15 protein-coding genes are annotated in these 17,015 nt (G+C 72.4%); 11 read left to right on the top strand and 4 right to left on the bottom strand.

Going from position 1 to position 17,015, the window contains the following annotated elements:
* Window positions 1-9: 9 nt before the first annotated feature.
* The gene (locus AC0B9F_RS03525) at window positions 10-1,269 is read right to left on the bottom strand and encodes an MFS transporter (protein WP_471998552.1); all 1,260 of its coding nucleotides are present in this window, start codon (window positions 1,267-1,269) and stop codon (window positions 10-12) included.
* Between the two features lie 402 nt (window positions 1,270-1,671).
* On the opposite strand from AC0B9F_RS03525, the gene AC0B9F_RS03520 reads away from it, so the two are divergent.
* The 6 genes from AC0B9F_RS03520 (at window position 1,672) to AC0B9F_RS03495 (ending at window position 6,780) form a co-directional block, all read left to right on the top strand.
* Window positions 1,672-2,790: a carbohydrate kinase family protein gene (locus AC0B9F_RS03520; protein ID WP_471998994.1), complete on the top strand. Its 1,119-nt coding sequence runs from the start codon at window positions 1,672-1,674 to the stop codon at window positions 2,788-2,790.
* Between the two features lie 293 nt (window positions 2,791-3,083).
* Window positions 3,084-4,154: a PhoH family protein gene (locus tag AC0B9F_RS03515; RefSeq protein WP_471998551.1), complete on the top strand. Its 1,071-nt coding sequence runs from the start codon at window positions 3,084-3,086 to the stop codon at window positions 4,152-4,154.
* Between the two features lie 14 nt (window positions 4,155-4,168).
* Entirely contained in the window at window positions 4,169-4,666 is a 498-nt protein-coding gene (gene ybeY / locus AC0B9F_RS03510) for an rRNA maturation RNase YbeY (protein WP_471998550.1), read from the top strand.
* Between the two features lie 4 nt (window positions 4,667-4,670).
* Window positions 4,671-5,978 carry a hemolysin family protein gene (locus AC0B9F_RS03505; protein ID WP_471998549.1) on the top strand — a complete coding sequence of 436 codons (1,308 nt, stop codon included), beginning with the start codon at window positions 4,671-4,673 and terminating at the stop codon, window positions 5,976-5,978.
* Window positions 5,975-6,334, top strand: coding sequence for an MmcQ/YjbR family DNA-binding protein (locus AC0B9F_RS03500; protein ID WP_471998548.1), 360 nt, complete (start codon window positions 5,975-5,977; stop codon window positions 6,332-6,334). Before AC0B9F_RS03505 ends, AC0B9F_RS03500 begins: the two co-directional genes overlap by 4 nt.
* A gap of 92 nt (window positions 6,335-6,426) precedes the next feature.
* The gene (locus AC0B9F_RS03495) at window positions 6,427-6,780 is read left to right on the top strand and encodes a cytidine deaminase (RefSeq protein ID WP_471998547.1); all 354 of its coding nucleotides are present in this window, start codon (window positions 6,427-6,429) and stop codon (window positions 6,778-6,780) included.
* A 36-nt stretch (window positions 6,781-6,816) separates the two neighbouring features.
* Here AC0B9F_RS03495 and AC0B9F_RS03490 read toward each other — a convergent pair whose 3' ends face one another.
* Window positions 6,817-7,155, bottom strand: a complete 339-nt coding sequence (locus tag AC0B9F_RS03490; protein ID WP_471998546.1) for a P-II family nitrogen regulator — start codon at window positions 7,153-7,155, stop codon at window positions 6,817-6,819.
* Complete coding sequence (locus tag AC0B9F_RS03485) at window positions 7,152-8,462, bottom strand: ammonium transporter (protein ID WP_471998545.1); 1,311 nt, start codon at window positions 8,460-8,462, stop codon at window positions 7,152-7,154. Before AC0B9F_RS03485 ends, AC0B9F_RS03490 begins: the two co-directional genes overlap by 4 nt.
* Window positions 8,463-8,637: 175 nt before the next feature.
* On the opposite strand from AC0B9F_RS03485, the gene era reads away from it, so the two are divergent.
* The 5 genes from era (at window position 8,638) to AC0B9F_RS03460 (ending at window position 16,701) form a co-directional block, all read left to right on the top strand.
* Entirely contained in the window at window positions 8,638-9,591 is a 954-nt protein-coding gene (gene era / locus AC0B9F_RS03480; RefSeq protein WP_471998544.1) for a GTPase Era, read from the top strand.
* A gap of 919 nt (window positions 9,592-10,510) precedes the next feature.
* Window positions 10,511-11,827 carry a nucleotide sugar dehydrogenase gene (locus tag AC0B9F_RS03475; RefSeq protein WP_471998543.1) on the top strand — a complete coding sequence of 439 codons (1,317 nt, stop codon included), beginning with the start codon at window positions 10,511-10,513 and terminating at the stop codon, window positions 11,825-11,827.
* A 71-nt stretch (window positions 11,828-11,898) separates the two neighbouring features.
* On the top strand, window positions 11,899-13,653 hold the full coding sequence (locus tag AC0B9F_RS03470; protein ID WP_471998542.1) for a glycosyltransferase family 2 protein: 1,755 nt from the start codon (window positions 11,899-11,901) through the stop codon (window positions 13,651-13,653).
* Window positions 13,654-13,756: 103 nt separating this feature from the next.
* A complete protein-coding gene (locus AC0B9F_RS03465) occupies window positions 13,757-15,871 on the top strand; it encodes a polysaccharide deacetylase family protein (RefSeq protein ID WP_471998541.1) in 2,115 nt (704 codons plus the stop codon).
* On the top strand, window positions 15,868-16,701 hold the full coding sequence (locus AC0B9F_RS03460) for a hypothetical protein (protein ID WP_471998540.1): 834 nt from the start codon (window positions 15,868-15,870) through the stop codon (window positions 16,699-16,701). The genes AC0B9F_RS03465 and AC0B9F_RS03460 overlap by 4 nt, the downstream gene beginning before the upstream one ends.
* On the opposite strand, the gene AC0B9F_RS03455 is transcribed toward AC0B9F_RS03460, so the two are convergent.
* Window positions 16,698-16,964 carry a protealysin inhibitor emfourin gene (locus AC0B9F_RS03455; RefSeq protein ID WP_471998539.1) on the bottom strand — a complete coding sequence of 89 codons (267 nt, stop codon included), beginning with the start codon at window positions 16,962-16,964 and terminating at the stop codon, window positions 16,698-16,700. The two genes, AC0B9F_RS03460 and AC0B9F_RS03455, sit on opposite strands and share 4 nt — an antisense overlap.
* Window positions 16,965-17,015: the final 51 nt, after the last annotated feature.

The raw sequence follows: 17,015 nt of genomic DNA, 5'->3' as shown, positions 1-17,015 counted from the left end.
GTACGCCGGTCAGGCGGCCGGGGTCGTATCGCGCGCCAGTGGGGCCGGGCTCTCCACGGGGATCTCGACCACGGTCGGGCTCTCCACGGGGATCTCGGCCACGGTCGGGCTCTCCAGGGGGAACTCGACCACCGGGAGCGGGCGCCGGCCCGCCGAGCGGGCGACCACCGTCATCGGTACGGCGATGACCAGCAGGCCGGCCGCCAGGACCGCGCCCATCACCGGGAACCCGGCCTGCGCGGCCAGCACACTGCCGGTGAGCGGCCCCGCCGCCGTGCCGAGGGACGAGGCCGACCCGACCAGCACCGCCCAGCGGCCCTGCGGGTCCAGGGAAGCGGCCAGGCCGATCAGGTACGACAGCACGATCGGGTAGAACGCGTTCCAGGCGATCTCGCCGGCCGCGAACGACGTCAGGCCCGTCGCGGACGCGCTCAGCGCGATGCAGAGCGCGATCACGACCGTGCCGGCGCCGATGGGCGCGGTGCGGCCGAAGCGCGGGCCGAGCGCACCCGCACCCGTCACCCCCAGCAGGCCCGCGACCAGCGCCACGGCGAACACGGCGCCGACCGCCGACTCCGACAGGTGCGCCTGCGTGAGGCCGATGCGGCCGCTCACCCCCCACAGCGCGTTCTGCGCGAGGGACCAGCACGGCATCGCGGCGGCCAGGAGCAGGCCGGCCCGCAGATGGGGCAGGCGGGTGGCCGGGGCGCGACGGGTGTGCGGGGCGGCGGCGCCGCGGACCGGGAGGCGGCCCGTCAGGGGCCAGACCGCGAGTGCGGTGAGAGCGATCGCCGCCAGCGGCTGGGCGTGGCCCGGGCCCAGGTGCGGGATCGTCAGGCACAGGGCGGCCGCCAGCGCGGAGACGCCGAGGAGGCCCACGGTGGTCGTGCGGTGCGGGTCCTTCTGGGCGGCGATGCCGGTCGCGGCGACCGCGGTGATGGTCCCGGAGCCGAACCCGCCGATCACCGCGCCCGCCACGACGGCCGGTACGGCGGTGGTGAGCGCGGCGCCGCCGTAACCGAGCAGCGCGAGCGTGAGGCCGATGCGGGCCAGCAGGCGGGCGCCGATCCGATCCACCCGGGAGGCCAGGAGGAAGCCGGCGCCGGCCGAGCCGAGCAGCAGGGCGCTGCCGGCCGCGCCGGCCTGAGTGGCCGTCAGCGGCAGGCCGGAGTCGAGGCGGCCGACGGTGGTCGGCAGCAGATAGGGGGCGAGGTACCCGGCCGTGAAGAGGGCGACGAGGGGCCAGGGCGTGGTGCGAGGGGCGGACACGGGCGTTCCCAGGGCATGCGAAAGGAGCGGCACGGAAAGGGGGATGGGCGACGACCGTCGACGGACAGGAACGCGCGCAGAATTTGTATCAAGCGCGACGGGCCGGAAGAAGGGCGGGGGGTGTGATCTGGCGCACGCTCCGGTTTGGCGTGCACGAGGAGGGGTAAAAGAGGCCGCCATCGCAGGTGGGGGACCGGTGGCGGTGCGGTGGGGCGGCAGCGGGGGCCGCGGCGGCCGGACGCCGGTCAGGGGGCGGGCGGCGGTGTTACGGCGCCGGGCGGAAGCGGCGCGTTGTCGGTGGCGGGGTGCCGGGCGGAAGCGGCGCGTTGTCGGTGGCGTGGTGCAAACTGGCCAGACCCGCACCACGTCAGGGAGCGCACCGTGACCGCGTCCACCGGAGCCATGGGATCGATGGGATCCCTGGGAGAGGACCGCAACCGCCGGCCCCAGATCGACCCGCTCGCCGCCCTGCGCACGGCAGGCGATCCGCCCTGGGACGTGTTCCTGACGGGCACCGTCTTCCTCGACATCATCTTCACCGGCCTCGACTCCGCCCCCGTCCGCGGGACGGAATCCTGGGCCCGGGGGATGGGCTCCAGCCCCGGCGGCGTCGCCAACATGGCCACCGCGCTCGCCCGGCTCGGGCTGCGCACGTCGCTGGCCGCCGCCTTCGGCGACGACCACTACGGCGAGTACTGCTGGGACGCGCTGGAGCAGGGCGAGAACATCGACCTCACCCCGTCGCGGACCGTGCCCGGCTGGCACTCCCCGGTCACCGTGTCGATGGCGTACGAGGGGGAGCGCACGATGGTCTCCCACGGGCACGAACCGCCCCCGGAGGAACCCGCCCCGGACCATCCGCCGCACGCCCGCGCCGCCGTCGCCTCCCTGACGCCCGGCCGGCGCGCCCCCTGGATCGCCACGGCCGCGAGCCGCGGCACCCGCGTCTTCGCCGACGTCGGCTGGGACGACACCGGGGCGTGGGACCTCGCCGGCCTCGCCGACCTGGAGCACTGCGAGGCCTTCCTGCCGAACGCGGACGAGGCGATGCGCTACACCGGCGCCGACTGCCCGCGGGCGGCGGCCCACGCGCTCACCCGCCATGTGCCGGTCGCGGTCGTCACGCTCGGCGCGGAGGGGGCGTACGCGGTGGACCGGCGCACGGGGGAGTGCGCGGAGGTCCCGGCCATCGCCGTGGAGGCCCTGGACCCGACCGGCGCGGGCGACGTCTTCGTCGCGGGCTTCGTCACCGGCACGCTCGCCGGGTGGCCGCTGGCCGACCGCCTCGCCTTCGCGGGGCTCACCGCCGCGCTGTCCGTGCAGGAGTTCGGCGGCTCCCTCTCGGCGCCCGGCTGGGCCGAGATCGGCGCCTGGTGGCGCGCGATCCGCTCGCTCGACGGCCAGAACCCGACGGCCCTGCGCCGCTACGCCTTCCTCGAGGGCCTGGTCCCCGACGAACAGACCGCGTGCTGGCCCCTGCGCCGAGCCGTCCCGACGCTCGGCTTCCGCCACCCGGCGTGACGCCGACGGGACCGCAGCCCACCCAGGGGCGCGGGGCTGTGCTCGCCGTGCGGCTCCGCCGCGTGGCCGCGGCCGGCCCCCCCTCACCCGCAGCCCCCCTCACCCCCACCCCCACTCACCCGCAACCCCCCTCACCCCCACCCCCACTCACCCGCAGACCCATGCGCTCCCCTCGCCGCAGGCGAAAAGCCTTTCGGTGATGTCACCCCCGCGTCGTACCCTTGGAATCGCGAGGCCGCTCGAAGCCATGCGGCCGTGACGAGGAGGAACCGCGAGGCGCTCCGCGCCGGCCCATGACTGAGACACCCACAGCTCACACCCCCGCGCAGGGGCAGGCGAAGGCACAGTTCACCGTCCCCGCCCAGCACCCCATGGTGACCGTTCTGGGCTCCGGCGACTCCCTGCTGCGTGTGATCGAGAAGGCCTTCCCGGCGGCCGACATCCACGTCCGGGGAAACGAGATCAGCGCGGCCGGCGACCCCGTCGACGTCGCCCTCATCTCGCGTGTGCTGGAAGAGATGTTGCTGGTGCTGCGCACCGGGCAGCCGATGACGGAGGACGCCGTGGAACGCTCGATCGCCATGCTCAAGGCCAGCGACAACGGCACGAGCGACGGCCCGGAGACCCCGGCCCAGGTCCTCACGCAGAACATCCTGTCCTCCCGCGGCCGCACCATCCGCCCCAAGACCCTCAACCAGAAGCGGTACGTCGACGCGATCGACAAGCACACGATCGTCTTCGGCATCGGCCCCGCCGGCACGGGCAAGACGTACCTCGCCATGGCCAAGGCCGTGCAGGCCCTGCAGTCCAAGCAGGTCAACCGGATCATCCTCACCCGCCCCGCCGTCGAGGCCGGTGAGCGGCTCGGCTTCCTGCCGGGCACGCTCTACGAGAAGATCGACCCCTACCTGCGCCCGCTGTACGACGCGCTGCACGACATGCTCGACCCCGACTCCATCCCCCGGCTGATGGCCGCCGGCACGATCGAGGTCGCCCCGCTGGCGTACATGCGGGGAAGGACCCTGAATGACGCCTTCATCATTCTCGACGAGGCGCAGAACACCTCGCCCGAGCAGATGAAGATGTTCCTCACCCGCCTCGGCTTCGATTCGAAGATCGTGATCACGGGTGACGTGACCCAGGTCGACCTGCCCAACGGGCAGAAGTCCGGTCTGCGTCAGGTCCAGGAGATCCTGGAGGGCGTCGAGGACGTCCACTTCTCCCGCCTCTCGTCGCAGGATGTCGTCCGGCACAAGCTGGTCGGCCGTATCGTCGACGCGTACGAGCAGTACGACAGCCAGCACGGCACCGAGAACGGCGGGCCCAAGGCCGGCCGGGGCAAGTCCGGGCACAAGGGGAAGTAGACACACACAGCACCATGTCGATCGACGTCAACAACGAATCCGGAACCGAGGTCGACGAGCAGGCGATCCTCGACATCGCCCGCTACGCGCTCGCACGGATGCGCATCCACCCGCTCTCCGAGCTCTCGGTGATCGTCGTGGACGCCGACGCCATGGAGCAGCTCCATGTGCAGTGGATGGACCTGCCCGGGCCCACCGATGTCATGTCCTTCCCGATGGACGAGCTGCGGCCGCCGTCCAAGGACGACGACGAGCCCCCGCAGGGCCTGCTCGGCGACATCGTGCTGTGCCCGGAGGTCGCCGCCCAGCAGGGCGCCGACGCGCCGACGCGGCACTCCATGGACGAGGAGCTCCAGCTGCTCACCGTCCACGGGGTGCTGCACCTGCTGGGCTACGACCACGAGGAACCCGACGAGAAGGCCGAGATGTTCGGCCTGCAGGCGGCGATCGTGGACGGCTGGCGGGCCGAGCGGGGCCTGACCGGGCCGTCCCCGGCGCCCACTGTGTCGTAGTCCCATGAGTCCGCAACTCGTGCTCGGCGCGATCGCCCTGGTCGTCGTCGCCTGGCTCGCCGCCTGCGCGGAGGCGGGCCTGGCGCGGGTCTCCAGCTTCCGCGCCGAGGAAGCCGTCAAGTCCGGCCGCCGCGGCAGCGCCAAGCTCGCCCAGATCGCCGCCGACCCCACCCGCTACCTCAATGTGGCGCTGCTGGTCCGCGTCACCTGTGAGATGGCCGCCGCCGCGCTGGTCACCTACGCCTGCCTCCAGGAGTTCACGAGCACCGCCGCCGCGCTGCTCGTCGCCATCGCCGTGATGGTGCTGGTGTCGTACGTCGCCGTCGGGGTCTCCCCGCGCACCATCGGCCGTCAGCACCCGCTGAACACCGCGACGGCGGCGGCGTACGTGCTGCTGCCGCTGGCCCGGATCATGGGCCCGATCCCGTCGCTGCTGATCCTCATCGGCAACGCGCTCACCCCCGGCCGGGGCTTCCGCCGCGGCCCGTTCGCCTCGGAGGCGGAGCTGCGCGCGCTGGTCGACCTCGCCGAGGCCGAGTCGCTGATCGAGGCCGACGAACGGCGCATGGTGCACTCGGTGTTCGAGCTGGGCGACACGCTCGTGCGCGAGGTCATGGTGCCGCGCACCGACCTGGTCACCATCGAGCGGTACAAGACGATCCGGCAGGCCCTCACCCTCGCCCTGCGCTCCGGGTTCTCCCGCATCCCGGTCACCGGCGAGAGCGAGGACGACATCGTCGGGATCGTGTACCTCAAGGACCTGACCCGCAAGACGCACATCAACCGGGACGCCGAGAGCGAGCTGGTCTCCACGGCGATGCGCCCGGCGGTGTTCGTCCCGGACACCAAGAACGCGGGCGACCTGCTGCGGGAGATGCAGAAGGAACGCAACCACGTCGCCGTCGTCATCGACGAGTACGGCGGCACGGCCGGCATCGTCACCATCGAGGACATCCTCGAGGAGATCGTCGGCGAGATCACCGACGAGTACGACCGGGAACTGCCGCCCGTGGAGGAGCTGGGCGCGGACCGGTTCCGGGTCACCGCGCGCCTCGACATCGGCGACCTGGGCGAGCTGTACGGCCTGGAGGCCTTCGACGACGAGGACGTGGAGACCGTCGGCGGGCTGCTCGCCAAGGCCCTCGGCCGGGTGCCCATCGCCGGCGCCTCCGCGGTGGTCGAGCTGCCCGACGGACGCAAGCTGCGGCTGACGGCCGAGTCCGCCGCCGGACGGCGCAACAAGATCGTCACGGTGCTGGTCGAGCCGGTCACCCCGGCCGGCGAGCCCGACGGCGAGGAGGAGCCGGAGTGACCCCCGAGGAACTGCGCGCGCTGTGCCTGTCGTTCAACGCCGTCGTGGAGGACTTCCCGTTCCGCCCCGACGTCTCGGTGTTCAAGGTGCTGGGCAAGATGTTCGCGCTGACCCAGCTGGACGCGCGGCCCCTGACGATCAACCTCAAGTGCGACCCGGAGGACGCGATCCGGCTGCGCCGCGAGCACGAGGGGCTGATCGTGCCCGGCTGGCACATGAACAAACGCCACTGGAACACGGTCACGGTGGACGGCGACCTCCCGGACCCTCTGATCCGTGAACTCGTCGAGCACTCCTACGATCTGGTGGTCGCCGGCCTCCCGAAAGCGGAACGACTGCGTCTGGACCGCGCCTAGGGCCGTGGAATGGTCGGCCTCCCCGGAGGGCCGGCGCGGGACGGTGTACCCCGTGGCCGGATGACGGGCGGGGTTGTTCGTATGCTCGGGTCATGACCGACAGCAACGCGCTCGACGCCGAGGACCGCAAGATCGTCACCCTGGCCCGTTCGGCCCGCGCCCGCAACGGCGTGCCGGAGGGGGCCGCCGTCCGCGACGACACCGGCCGCACGTATGTCGCCGGGACCGTGGCGCTGGACTCGCTGAAGCTGAGCGCGCTGCGCACGGCCGTCGCCATGGCGGTGGCGTCCGGCGCGAAGTCGCTGGAGGCGGCGGCGGTGGTGACGGAGGCGGAGTCCGCGAACGCGGAGGACCTCGCCGCCGTACGCGACCTCGGCGGGGCCGGGACGCCGGTGCTGCTGGCCGGCCCGGACGGCGAGGTGCGTCAGACCGTCTCCGCGGGCTGAGACGGGCCGGGACAGGCTCCGCGGGCTGAGGCAGTCCTACAGGGCGTCGGGTCCGCGCTCGCCCGTGCGGACCCGGACGACCGTGTCGACGGGCAGCGCCCACACCTTGCCGTCGCCGATCTTGCCGGTCTGCGCGGCGCGCACGATCGCGTCGATGACGTCCTCGGCCAGCGTGTCCTCGACGACGACCTCGATACGGACCTTGGGCACCAGGTCGATCTGGTACTCGGCGCCCCGGTACACCTCCGTGTGCCCGCGCTGGCGGCCGTAGCCGCTGGCCTCGCTCACGGTCAGGCCCTGGATGCCCAGCTCCTGGAGCGCGGTCTTGACCTCGTCGAGGCGGTAGGGCTTGACGATCGCGGTGATGAGCTTCATGCCTGGGGGGTGACCTTCTGGGCGGTGGGGACGAGCGAGTGGGCGACCGGGGCGCCGTGGCCCAGGACGCCGTGATCGTATGCCGTCTCCGCGTGCACCGTAAGGTCCAGGCCGGTGTGCTCCTGCTCCTCGCTCGCCCGCAGGCCCACGACCTTGTCGATCGCCTTGCCCAGGCCGTACGTCACCGCGAACGCGTATCCCGCCACGACGGCCACGGCGACGAGCTGCTTGCCGAGCGGGGCGAGTCCGCCGCCGTAGAGGAGGCCCTCGGCGCCTCCGGTCATCGCCTTCTCGGCGAACAGGCCGATCAGCAGTGTGCCGATGATCCCCCCGACCAGGTGGACGCCGACGACGTCCAGGGAGTCGTCGTAGTTCAGCTTGAACTTCCAGCTCACCGCGTAACTGCAGACCACACCGGCGGCGAGGCCGACGACGAGCGCGCCGAGCAGCGAGACCGTGCCGCAGGACGGGGTGATCGCGACGAGGCCGGCGACCGCGCCGGAGGCGGCGCCGAGGGTGGTGGGGTGCCCGTCCCTCTTCTGCTCGACGAAGAGCCAGCCGAGCAGGCCGGTGCAGCCGGCGGCGAGGGTGTTGAGGAACGCGGCGGCGGCGAGGCCGTTCGCGCCGAGCGCGGAGCCGGCGTTGAATCCGAACCAGCCGAACCACAGCAGCCCGGCGCCGAGCACCACCATGGGCAGGTTGTGCGGCCGCATGGCGTCCTTCTTGAAGCCGAGGCGCGGGCCCAGGACCAGGCACAGGGCGAGGCCGGAGGCACCGGAGGTGATCTCCACGGGGAGGCCGCCGGCGAAGTCGAGGGCGCCGAGTCCGTTCGCTATCCAGCCGCCCGGGCCCCACACCCAGTGGGTGACGGGAACGTATACGAGCAGCGCCCACAGGGGCACGAAGACCAGCCAGGCGCCGAACTTCGCCCGGTCCGCGACCGCGCCGCTGATCAGCGCGGCCGTGATGATCGCGAAGGTGAGCTGGAAGGTGGCGAAGAGGACGGTGGGGACGGTGCCATGGACGCTGTCCGGGCCGAGGCCGCGCATCCCGGCCTGCCCGAGGCCGCCGATGAGGCCCCCGAAGGCGTCGTCGCCGAAGGCCAGCGAGTAGCCGGCCGCCAGCCAGACCACCGTGACCAGGGCGATCGACACGAAGCTCATCATCAGCATGTTGAGGACGCTCTTCGCGCGGACCATGCCGCCGTAGAACAGGGCCAGGCCCGGGGTCATCAGCAGGACGAGGGCGGTCGCGGCGAGCAGCCACGCGGTGTCGCCGGTGTTCACGTGGGCGGCGGCGAGGGTCACGGGGTCTCCAACGGGGGTGGGGGCTGCGTCAGAGGGTGACCCGGATGCGTTTCCGGTCGTGTACGGGTGTGTTTCCGTGACGTTTCATTGCCGGAGCGTTACCGGAAGCTCACCGTGGGGGCGGGGGGCGTGGACCGGTACGGCGGGGGTTCGTGGATCAGGGACAATGAACGCCATGAGCGTTCGCACCCAGTCATCCGAGCAGCCGGGCGAGACCGTCCACCGCGCCGGCTTCGCCTGCTTCGTGGGCCGCCCCAACGCGGGCAAGTCCACCCTCACGAACGCTCTGGTCGGGCAGAAGGTGGCGATCACCGCGGACCAGCCCCAGACGACGCGGCACACGGTACGGGGCATCGTGCACCGGCCGGACGCCCAGCTGATCCTCGTGGACACCCCGGGGCTGCACAAACCGCGCACGCTGCTCGGCGAGCGGCTCAACGACGTCGTCCGCACGACGTGGGCCGAGGTCGACGTGATCGGCTTCTGTCTGCCGGCGAACGAGAAGATCGGGCCCGGTGACCGGTTCATCGCCAAGGAGCTGGCCGGGATCAAGAAGTCCCCGAAGGTCGCGATCGTCACCAAGACCGACCTGGTCGACTCCAAGGCCCTGGCCGAACAGCTGATCGCGATCGACCAGCTCGGCAAGGAGCTGGGCATCGAGTGGGCGGAGATCGTGCCGGTGTCCGCGACCGCCGGCCGGCAGGTGGATCTGCTGGCGGATCTGCTGATCCCCCTGCTGCCGGAGGGGCCGGCGCTCTACCCCGAGGGCGACCTGACGGACGAGCCCGAGCAGGTGATGGTGGCGGAGCTGATCCGCGAGGCGGCCCTGGAAGGCGTCCGCGACGAACTGCCGCACTCCATCGCCGTGGTCGTGGAGGAGATGCTCCCGCGCGAGGACCGCCCCGCGGACCGGCCCCTGCTGGACATCCACGCCAACGTCTACATCGAACGGCCCAGCCAGAAGGGGATCATCATCGGCCCCAAGGGCAAGCGGCTGAAGGAGGTCGGCATCAAGTCCCGGCGCCAGATCGAGGCGCTGCTGGGCACGCCGGTCTACCTCGACCTGCACGTGAAGGTCGCGAAGGACTGGCAGCGCGACCCGAAGCAGCTGCGCAAACTGGGCTTCTGACGCCCGGCTCCGCTCGTCGTACGGCTCCGGGCCACCGGCCCTGAGCCGCGGCGCCATGGACCTCGGGGGCTGCCTGCTGGCCAGGGAGCCCCCGCCGCGGGGCTCCGCCCCGGACTCCGGGGTGCTTCCCGCCCACCCACCGCGTCAGCCGGCCAGGAGGCCACGGCACGGGACTGCGCACCGAACCCCCGCGGGATTCCGCAACGGGGCTTCTCCCGCGGTCCCGGCGGGTTTTGTCATCGGGCCTCGCTCCGGGGTTCCGGCGGGTTTTGTCATCGGGCCTCGCCCCGGGGCCTGTCCCGGACCCCCGTCAGAGGTTCCACCCCGGCACCCTCGCGGTCGCTCCAACCCCCGCGCTTCCCCAGTGGAATGCCCCGCATCCGCGCCCCGCTCGCAGCGATGTGTTCCTGTCCTCGTCCCGAGTGACCTTCCCCCAGCGGCCCGCGCCCCGGGCAGTGACCTCCCCCCGCGCTCCGGGCCAGGAACTCCCCTCCGCCTGCCGGGCCTTCACCGGCCCCGCGGTGACAGGTCCTGCCGGCTTTCGTGCTGTGTCCCTCGGTAACCAGGTCCACAAATCCTTCACACCCATCACGTGATGATCGCAGGATGTTAATGATCTCCCCATGGGGAAATGGGGCCTTCTGTGGCAAGCGCGGCATCTTGCAGCCGACTTGCCTCCGCATTTCCCTTTAAAAACGGCCAAGTTGGTCTCTGTCTGACGTTTGATGAAAGACAGACGGCGGCGTAGTTTCCGCTTCAACGTCCTGCCGCGGGAATCGCCCGGACGAGGTCACGAACCCCTCCATCTGTCTGCCGCGGACACGGCTCCCTCCCTTACCCGCTGGGTGCGCATCACCTGCGCACCGGTGGCGCTGTGCGACAGAGCCGTCTGCCGTCCCCTTCTTGTTCACGGAGAGTCATGGAACTTCTCTTGCCCGCGCGCTCGGCACCGGAGACCCGCCCGCCGACCCCTGCCGAGCTCGCTGCCGCTCCCGTCGCCGTCGTGGGTCTGGGATACGTAGGTCTCCCCACCGCTCTCGCCCTGCTCGCCGCGGGCAACGAGGTGATCGGCGTCGACGTCAGCGAGGCGCGGCTGGACGCCATTCGTGACCGGGCGGTCGACCTCCTGCCGAGCGACCACGACCGCCTCACCGCCCGCGTCGAGGACCCCCGCTTCACCCTGACCGCGGACCCCGCGGCCCTCCAGCGGGCCCGCACCGTGGTCATCTGCGTGCCGACCCCCGTCGACCGCCACCTGGTGCCCGATCTGACGGCGCTGTCCGCCGCCTGCGCCTCCGTGGTGGCGCACGCCGTGCCGGGTCAGCTGATCATGCTGACCTCCACCACCTACGTGGGCACCACCCGCGAGCTGCTGGTCGAGCCGCTGACCGCCCGCGGGTTCCGGGTGGGCGCCGACGTGTACGTGGCCTTCTCGCCCGAGCGCATCGACCCGGGCAACGCCCACCACGCGCAGGACCGCACGCCGCGGGTGGTCGGCGGTACGAACGAGCTGACCAACCGGCTCGCCATGGCCGTCCTGGAGCGCACGGCGCCCTCCGTCCACCTCATGCCGTCCGCCGAACAGGCCGAGATGACCAAGCTGTGGGAGAACACCTTCCGCGCGGTCAACATCGCGCTGGCCAACGAGTTCGCCGAGGACTGCCGGGTGCTGGGCCTGGAGCCGCTGCCGATCATCGAGGCGGCCGCCACCAAGCCGTACGGCTTCATGCCGTTCTACCCCGGTCCCGGCGTCGGCGGGCACTGCATACCCTGCGACCCGCACTACCTGCTGTGGCAGCTGCGGGCGCGCCGGGTGTCCTCGCCCCTGATCGACGCCGCCATGACCGCCATCGCCGGCCGCCCGCGGCGCGTCGTACAGCGGGTCCGGGAGATCCTGGCCGACCGCGGCAGGTCCGTCTCGGGCGCCCGCATCCTCGTCGTCGGCATCGCCTACAAGCCCGGCGTCGCCGACCTGCGGGAGTCCCCGGCGCTGGAGATCATGGAGGAACTCGCCGCCGACGGCGCGAAGATGGCGTTCTCCGACCCGCTGGTGCCCTCGCTGCGACTGGGCCCGGCCGTGCACACCGGTGTCGTCGAGCCCGGCGCCGAGGAGTGGGACCTCGTGCTGGTGCACACCGTGCACCCCGGGGTGGACCTCGGCTGGCTCGCCGGTCAGCCGCTGGTGCTGGACGCCACCTACCGACTCGACTCCATACCCAGCAAGGCGGTTGTGTGAGCAGCGGCTACCACCGCCCGCCGGGTGGCGAGCGGTCGTATGAGGACACGGCCCCGGGGATGGTCCCGGGCATGACTCCGGGCATGACTCCGGGCGTGATCCCCCATCAGGCATACGGTCCCGGCTGGGCCGAGAACGGTGACGCCCTGGCCTACGTCGACCAGGCGTTCGGGGACCGGACCGCCGAACGCGCCCCCCAGACGCCGTACCCCTCCGGCCCCCAGGCGCCGTACCCCTCCGGCCCCCACGCGTCGTACACCCCGGGCCGCGTCCCGCCGTACGGCGATGCCGGGACCGGCGGGGCGGCCCTGGACGGACCGGTGGCCGTGCTCACCCCGTCGCACCCCGGCCCGTCCCGTCCCACCGCCGCGCCGGTGCCGTTGCCCCGGCTGCGTTCGGCCCGGCGGCACCGGCCCGGCTTCCTGCGGCGCGCCCTGGACCGGCAGGACCCTGCGATCCGGCACGCCGCCCGGCGGGTCCTGACGCTGGTGTGCCTGCTGCCCATGCTGCTGATCCTCGGCCGGGAAGCGCCGCGGCTCGCGCAGAGCCCGCTGGTGCTGGGCTACGGCTTCACGGTCCTCATCGGCACCATCGCCATGCTCTACATCGCCTACAGCCGCTACGACGACCCGTCGGAGCGGCTGCTCAGGCGCCGCCCGCGGCCGAAGGACCTCGCCTCCTTCCCCTCCCTGCCCTCCGTGCCCCGCGTCTCCTTCCTGCTGGCGGTCAAGGACGAGGAGGAGTGCATCGAGGACTGCGTGCGCTCCATGGCCGGCAGCGACTACCCGGACCTGCAGGTCATCGTGGTCGACGACCTCTCCGAGGACGGCACCCGGGACGTTCTGCGCCGTCTCGAGGCCGAGCTCGGCATCACGGTCGTCTACCTGGAGAAGAACGTCGGCAAGAAGCACGCCCTCGTGCGCGCCTGCGAGATCGCCGACGGTGACGTCATCGCCTTCACCGACTCCGACTGCATCCTCGCCCCGGACGCGCTGGCCCGCTGCGTCCGCGCGCTGGTCACCCACCCGGAACTGGGCGCGGCCAGCGGTCACGCCAGGGCGCTGAACGCGGCGCACACCTTCTTCACCAAGGCGCAGGACGTCTGGTACGAGGGCCAGTTCCGGGTCGCGAAGGCCGCCGAGTCCACCTTCGGCTCGGTGACGTGCGTGTCCGGTCCGCTGGCCGTCTTCCGGCGCGACGCGATCTACAACTACCTGCCCGCCTGGGCCGGTGACCGCTTCCTCGGCGCGCCCTTCCGCTTCGCCACCGACCGGCAGCTGACCGGCTACGTCCTGGGCCAGCGCTGGAAGGGCGGCGCACTCAAGCGGCGCTACGCCGACTCCCCGTTCATCACCGCCCAGGACTACCCGGAGCGTGCCTGGAGGATCGGGTACGTGCAGTCCGCGAAGGTGTGGACGAACGTCCCGGCCCGCTTCAAGCCCTTCATGAAGCAGCAGATCCGCTGGAAGAAGAGCTTCATCCGGAACCTGTTCTTCACCGGCTCGTTCATGTGGCGCCGCGGCCTCGGCCCGGCCGCGCTCTACTACGGGCACGCCCTGTGGGTCGTCGCCGCGCCCGTGATGGCGTTCCGGCACCTGCTGTGGGCCCCGCTGCACGGCGCTGCCTTCCTCACCCTGCTGTACCTGTGCGGAGTGATCCTCAAGGGCTGCGTCTGGGGGCTGGCCTTCAAGATCGACAATCCGGGTGACGGCCGCTGGCGCTACCGCCCCCTGATGAGCCTGCTCTCCGCGCTCGTCCTGGCCTGGCTGCTGCCGTACTCCTTCGCCACCATCCGGCGCGGCGTCTGGGCCCGGGGGGACAACTGATGACCGGTTTCCGCCTGCTGCTGCGGCTGCTCGCCGCGCTGCTGACCTCCGCCGTGGTGTGCGGCGCCTACCTGATCGTGCTGACGAGAGGAAGCATCCTGCCGTGACGCGCCACGAGTCCTTCACGGCGCCGTCCACCACGCGGCGCCGCCCGCGCCGGGGGCCGGGGCACTACGCCGCGAGGGCCGGCCTGGTGCTCCTCGCCCTGGCCGTGCTCGCCCTGCCGTTCTACGCCGCGACCGAGTTCTACCTGTACCAGAAGTACATGAGCACCCAGGTGGACACCGCCGCGGTGGACCTGTCGTCCGCCGACACCGCCGCGTGGTCGGCGACGGTGAAGAGCCTGCCCGCCACCTCGGCCCCGGTCGTGCTCGCCTACCACGACATCGGTCACAACAACAGTTCCTACGTGGTCACTCCGCAGGACTTCGAAGCCCAGATGGCCGCGCTGGAGCAGGCCGGCTACCGCAGTCTGACCACGGACGAGTTCGTGGACTACCTCAAGGGCGGCCCCGCGCCGCCCCGTTCGGTGTACATCACCTTCGACGACGGCCCCAACGGCCTGTGGGTGTACGGTGACCGGATTCTGGCCCGGCACCACATGCACGGCAGCGTCTTCCTCATCACCGGCCGCGTCGACCGGCGTCCCTACTACCTGTCCTGGAACGAGATCCAGCGCATGGCCGCCTCGGGGCGCTGGGACTTCCAGGACCACACGCACGACCTGCATCTGCGGGCCGCCGTGGACGCCGCGGGACACACGGCCTCCATGCTGGCCAACCGTCTGTGGCTCGCGGAGCAGCTCCGGCTGGAGACCCGCAAGGAGTACGAGCACCGGGTCACGCAGGACATCGAGCAGTCGATCGCCGACTTCGCCGAGCACCGGCTGCCGAAGCCCCAGGTCTTCGCCTACCCCTTCTCGGAGGCGACCGAGAAGGTCAACGTCCCGAGCCCCGGTCCCACCCTGCAGGCCCTGATGGAGCAGTACTTCACCGCCACGCTGACCAACGACTCCTCCCGGCCGCTCACGGCTAGCCGCCGTGCCGCCGCGGCCCGGCAGGTGCAGCGTCTGGAGGTGGTGCGCAGCACCCGGCTGACGTCGTTGATGACCCAGATCGCGCAGTGGACCCAGGTCGCCCCCTCGGAGCCGGCTCCGCTCTCCCACCCGGAACTGTGGGGCCGCGACGACGGGACCGGCCAGTCCGGCATCGGTGCGCTGACCGGGGACGGCCCCCCGCCCGCCGGCGCGGCCCGGTACGCCGCCGCCGACTACCGGGCCATGAGCAGCGTCGACTGGACCGGCTACCAGGTGGACGCCGCCCTCGGCGGCCTGGGCGACGGCACCAACCAGGGCGCCGTGCAGGTCCGCGGCGGCAGCCGGGAACCGGTCACGGTCAGCGTGAGCCAGGGGACCCTGCTGCTCTCCGTCGACGGCGAGCACGTCGGTGAAGCCAGACTCCCCGCGGCGCGCACCCACCACCTGCGCATCACCGTGCAGGGACAGACAACCACCGTGCGGGTCGACGGCACCGTCACCCTGCGCCGCACGTCCCGCCTGGCCGCGGCCGACATCACCGGCGGCATCGGCATCAGGGTGGGCATCAACCGGCCGGGCGCCGACTGGCCCCGGTTCACCGCCCTCACCGTCCGTCAGCTCACCGGTGCCCTCGCGGGCTCGGGCCCCCGGCAGAGCGTGTCGGGCTCCGACCTGATGGATCCCGCGGCGCAGTGGCTCAGCGCGCCCGGCGTGCCCGCCCCGTTCCGCGTCTCACGCACCGTGATCGAACCCACCGGCCGTACGCTCTCCGCATACGGCGCCTACCAGCCGGAGCGCGCCCGCGGATGGACCGGTTACACCGTGACCGGCACGGTACGGCGGCTGTCCGGCCCGGGCGTCAGCGGAGCGGTCTGGGTCAGGGTGGGCAGTGCGCTGGCCATCTGCGTTCAGGTCGGCCCGGACCGGCTGAACGTCCTGTCCGGCGACGCGGACAACCAGCAACTCGTCGGCACCCGTTCGCTCACCCCCGGGGACAGCCACCGGGTGTCCGTCACCGTGACCGGGAACGCGACGCGCATCGCCGTGGACGGCTCCGTGCGCATGACGCTCATGGCCCGGTCGGAGACCGGCGGCGTGGCCTACTCCGCGTACCGGGACATGACCCGGCACTCCTGGCCCACCGTCGGCGACCTGCGGGTCACCCCACAGGTGAGCCCGTGACCGGCACACCGGCCGGGAGTCCGCGGGCGGCCGGTGGCTTGCGGGTCTCCCGTCGGGCCCTGCTCGGGGGCGGTCTCGCGGTCTCGGCTTGCGTCACGGTGACCGGCGCGGTTCTCCTGGACCGCGCGCTCGGGCACGCGCCGGCCCCGTTCGCTCCGGTCCTGGGCGCCGACGGGCTGGTGACGAACGAGTACGCCTTCCGGCATCCGCGCGCCGCCGACGTGCGCGTCTCCGGGGACTGGGTGGTCACCAGCGGCTCGCTCTTCGCCTCGGGCGGGGACGGCTGGACCGGGACGCCGGACGCGGGAGACACCGGGCCGGACTCCGCGCACACCACCGATTCCGCCGTTTTCCGCCTCGTCAGCCGGCGCCGGGACTTCGGATCGGTGTCCGTCACCACCTGGGTGCGTCTGCGCCGGCCCGTCACGACGCCGCGCACGCCCGCCCGGGACTGGGACGGCGGCCATCTCTGGCTGCGGTACCACGGCCCGGAGGAGCTGTACGCGCTCAGCTTCCGGCGCCGCGACGGCTCCGTGGTGATCAAGAGGAAGGTGCCCGCCCACGACGCCCGGTCCGTCGACGGCGGCGACTACGCGACCGTGGCCGAGGGCCGCCACGCCTTCGCCTACGACGGCTGGCACAAGGTCACCGCGAGCGCTGTGAACCACCTCGGCGGCGTCCGGCTGGAGCTGCGGATCGACGACCGCACCGTGCTGACCGCCGACGACCGCACCCCGGGCCCCCTCGCGTCCCCCGGCGGCGTGGGCGTCCGGGCGGACAACTCGGAACTCTTCTTCCGCCACTTCCACGCCGTGCCGGAGGAGTCCTAGGCCCCCTCCTTCAGTACCCGTGAGATCAGCGTGCGCTGTTCCTCGGTGAGGTGGGGGTCGGCGGCGTACACCGTCGTGCCCTCCACGGTGATGCGGTAGCGGAAGCCGTCGGGCACCCCGGCGGGCGGGGCGGCCCCGCCCGCGGCCAGTGCCCGTTCGGCCAGGGTGTGCCACTCGGCCGCGTCGGGGCGGCCCGCGGTGTCCACCTCGCCGTGCCGCTCGATGCCCGCGAAACCGCCCGTGCGCCGCACTTGAATACGCATGGGGGACTGTCTAGTACGGAACGACGGCGTGCGCACCCCGGCCCGGCCGCA

Source organism: Streptomyces sp. NPDC097129 (assembly GCF_055668065.1).
This window is presented reverse-complemented; position numbering and strand designations above follow the sequence as displayed.

What these genes read in the sequence shown, in the direction of transcription:
- AC0B9F_RS03455 (WP_471998539.1), bottom strand. Translation starts at nt 16,964, where the DNA reads ATGCGTATTCAAGTGCGGCGCACGGGCGGTTTCGCGGGCATCGAGCGG.
- era (WP_471998544.1), top strand. Translation starts at nt 8,638, where the DNA reads ATGAGCGTTCGCACCCAGTCATCCGAGCAGCCGGGCGAGACCGTCCAC.
- AC0B9F_RS03490 (WP_471998546.1), bottom strand. Translation starts at nt 7,155, where the DNA reads ATGAAGCTCATCACCGCGATCGTCAAGCCCTACCGCCTCGACGAGGTC.
- AC0B9F_RS03520 (WP_471998994.1), top strand. Translation starts at nt 1,672, where the DNA reads ATGGGATCGATGGGATCCCTGGGAGAGGACCGCAACCGCCGGCCCCAG.
- AC0B9F_RS03495 (WP_471998547.1), top strand. Translation starts at nt 6,427, where the DNA reads ATGACCGACAGCAACGCGCTCGACGCCGAGGACCGCAAGATCGTCACC.
- AC0B9F_RS03470 (WP_471998542.1), top strand. Translation starts at nt 11,899, where the DNA reads ATGACTCCGGGCATGACTCCGGGCGTGATCCCCCATCAGGCATACGGT.
- ybeY (WP_471998550.1), top strand. Translation starts at nt 4,169, where the DNA reads ATGTCGATCGACGTCAACAACGAATCCGGAACCGAGGTCGACGAGCAG.
- AC0B9F_RS03505 (WP_471998549.1), top strand. Translation starts at nt 4,671, where the DNA reads ATGAGTCCGCAACTCGTGCTCGGCGCGATCGCCCTGGTCGTCGTCGCC.
- AC0B9F_RS03515 (WP_471998551.1), top strand. Translation starts at nt 3,084, where the DNA reads ATGACTGAGACACCCACAGCTCACACCCCCGCGCAGGGGCAGGCGAAG.
- AC0B9F_RS03475 (WP_471998543.1), top strand. Translation starts at nt 10,511, where the DNA reads ATGGAACTTCTCTTGCCCGCGCGCTCGGCACCGGAGACCCGCCCGCCG.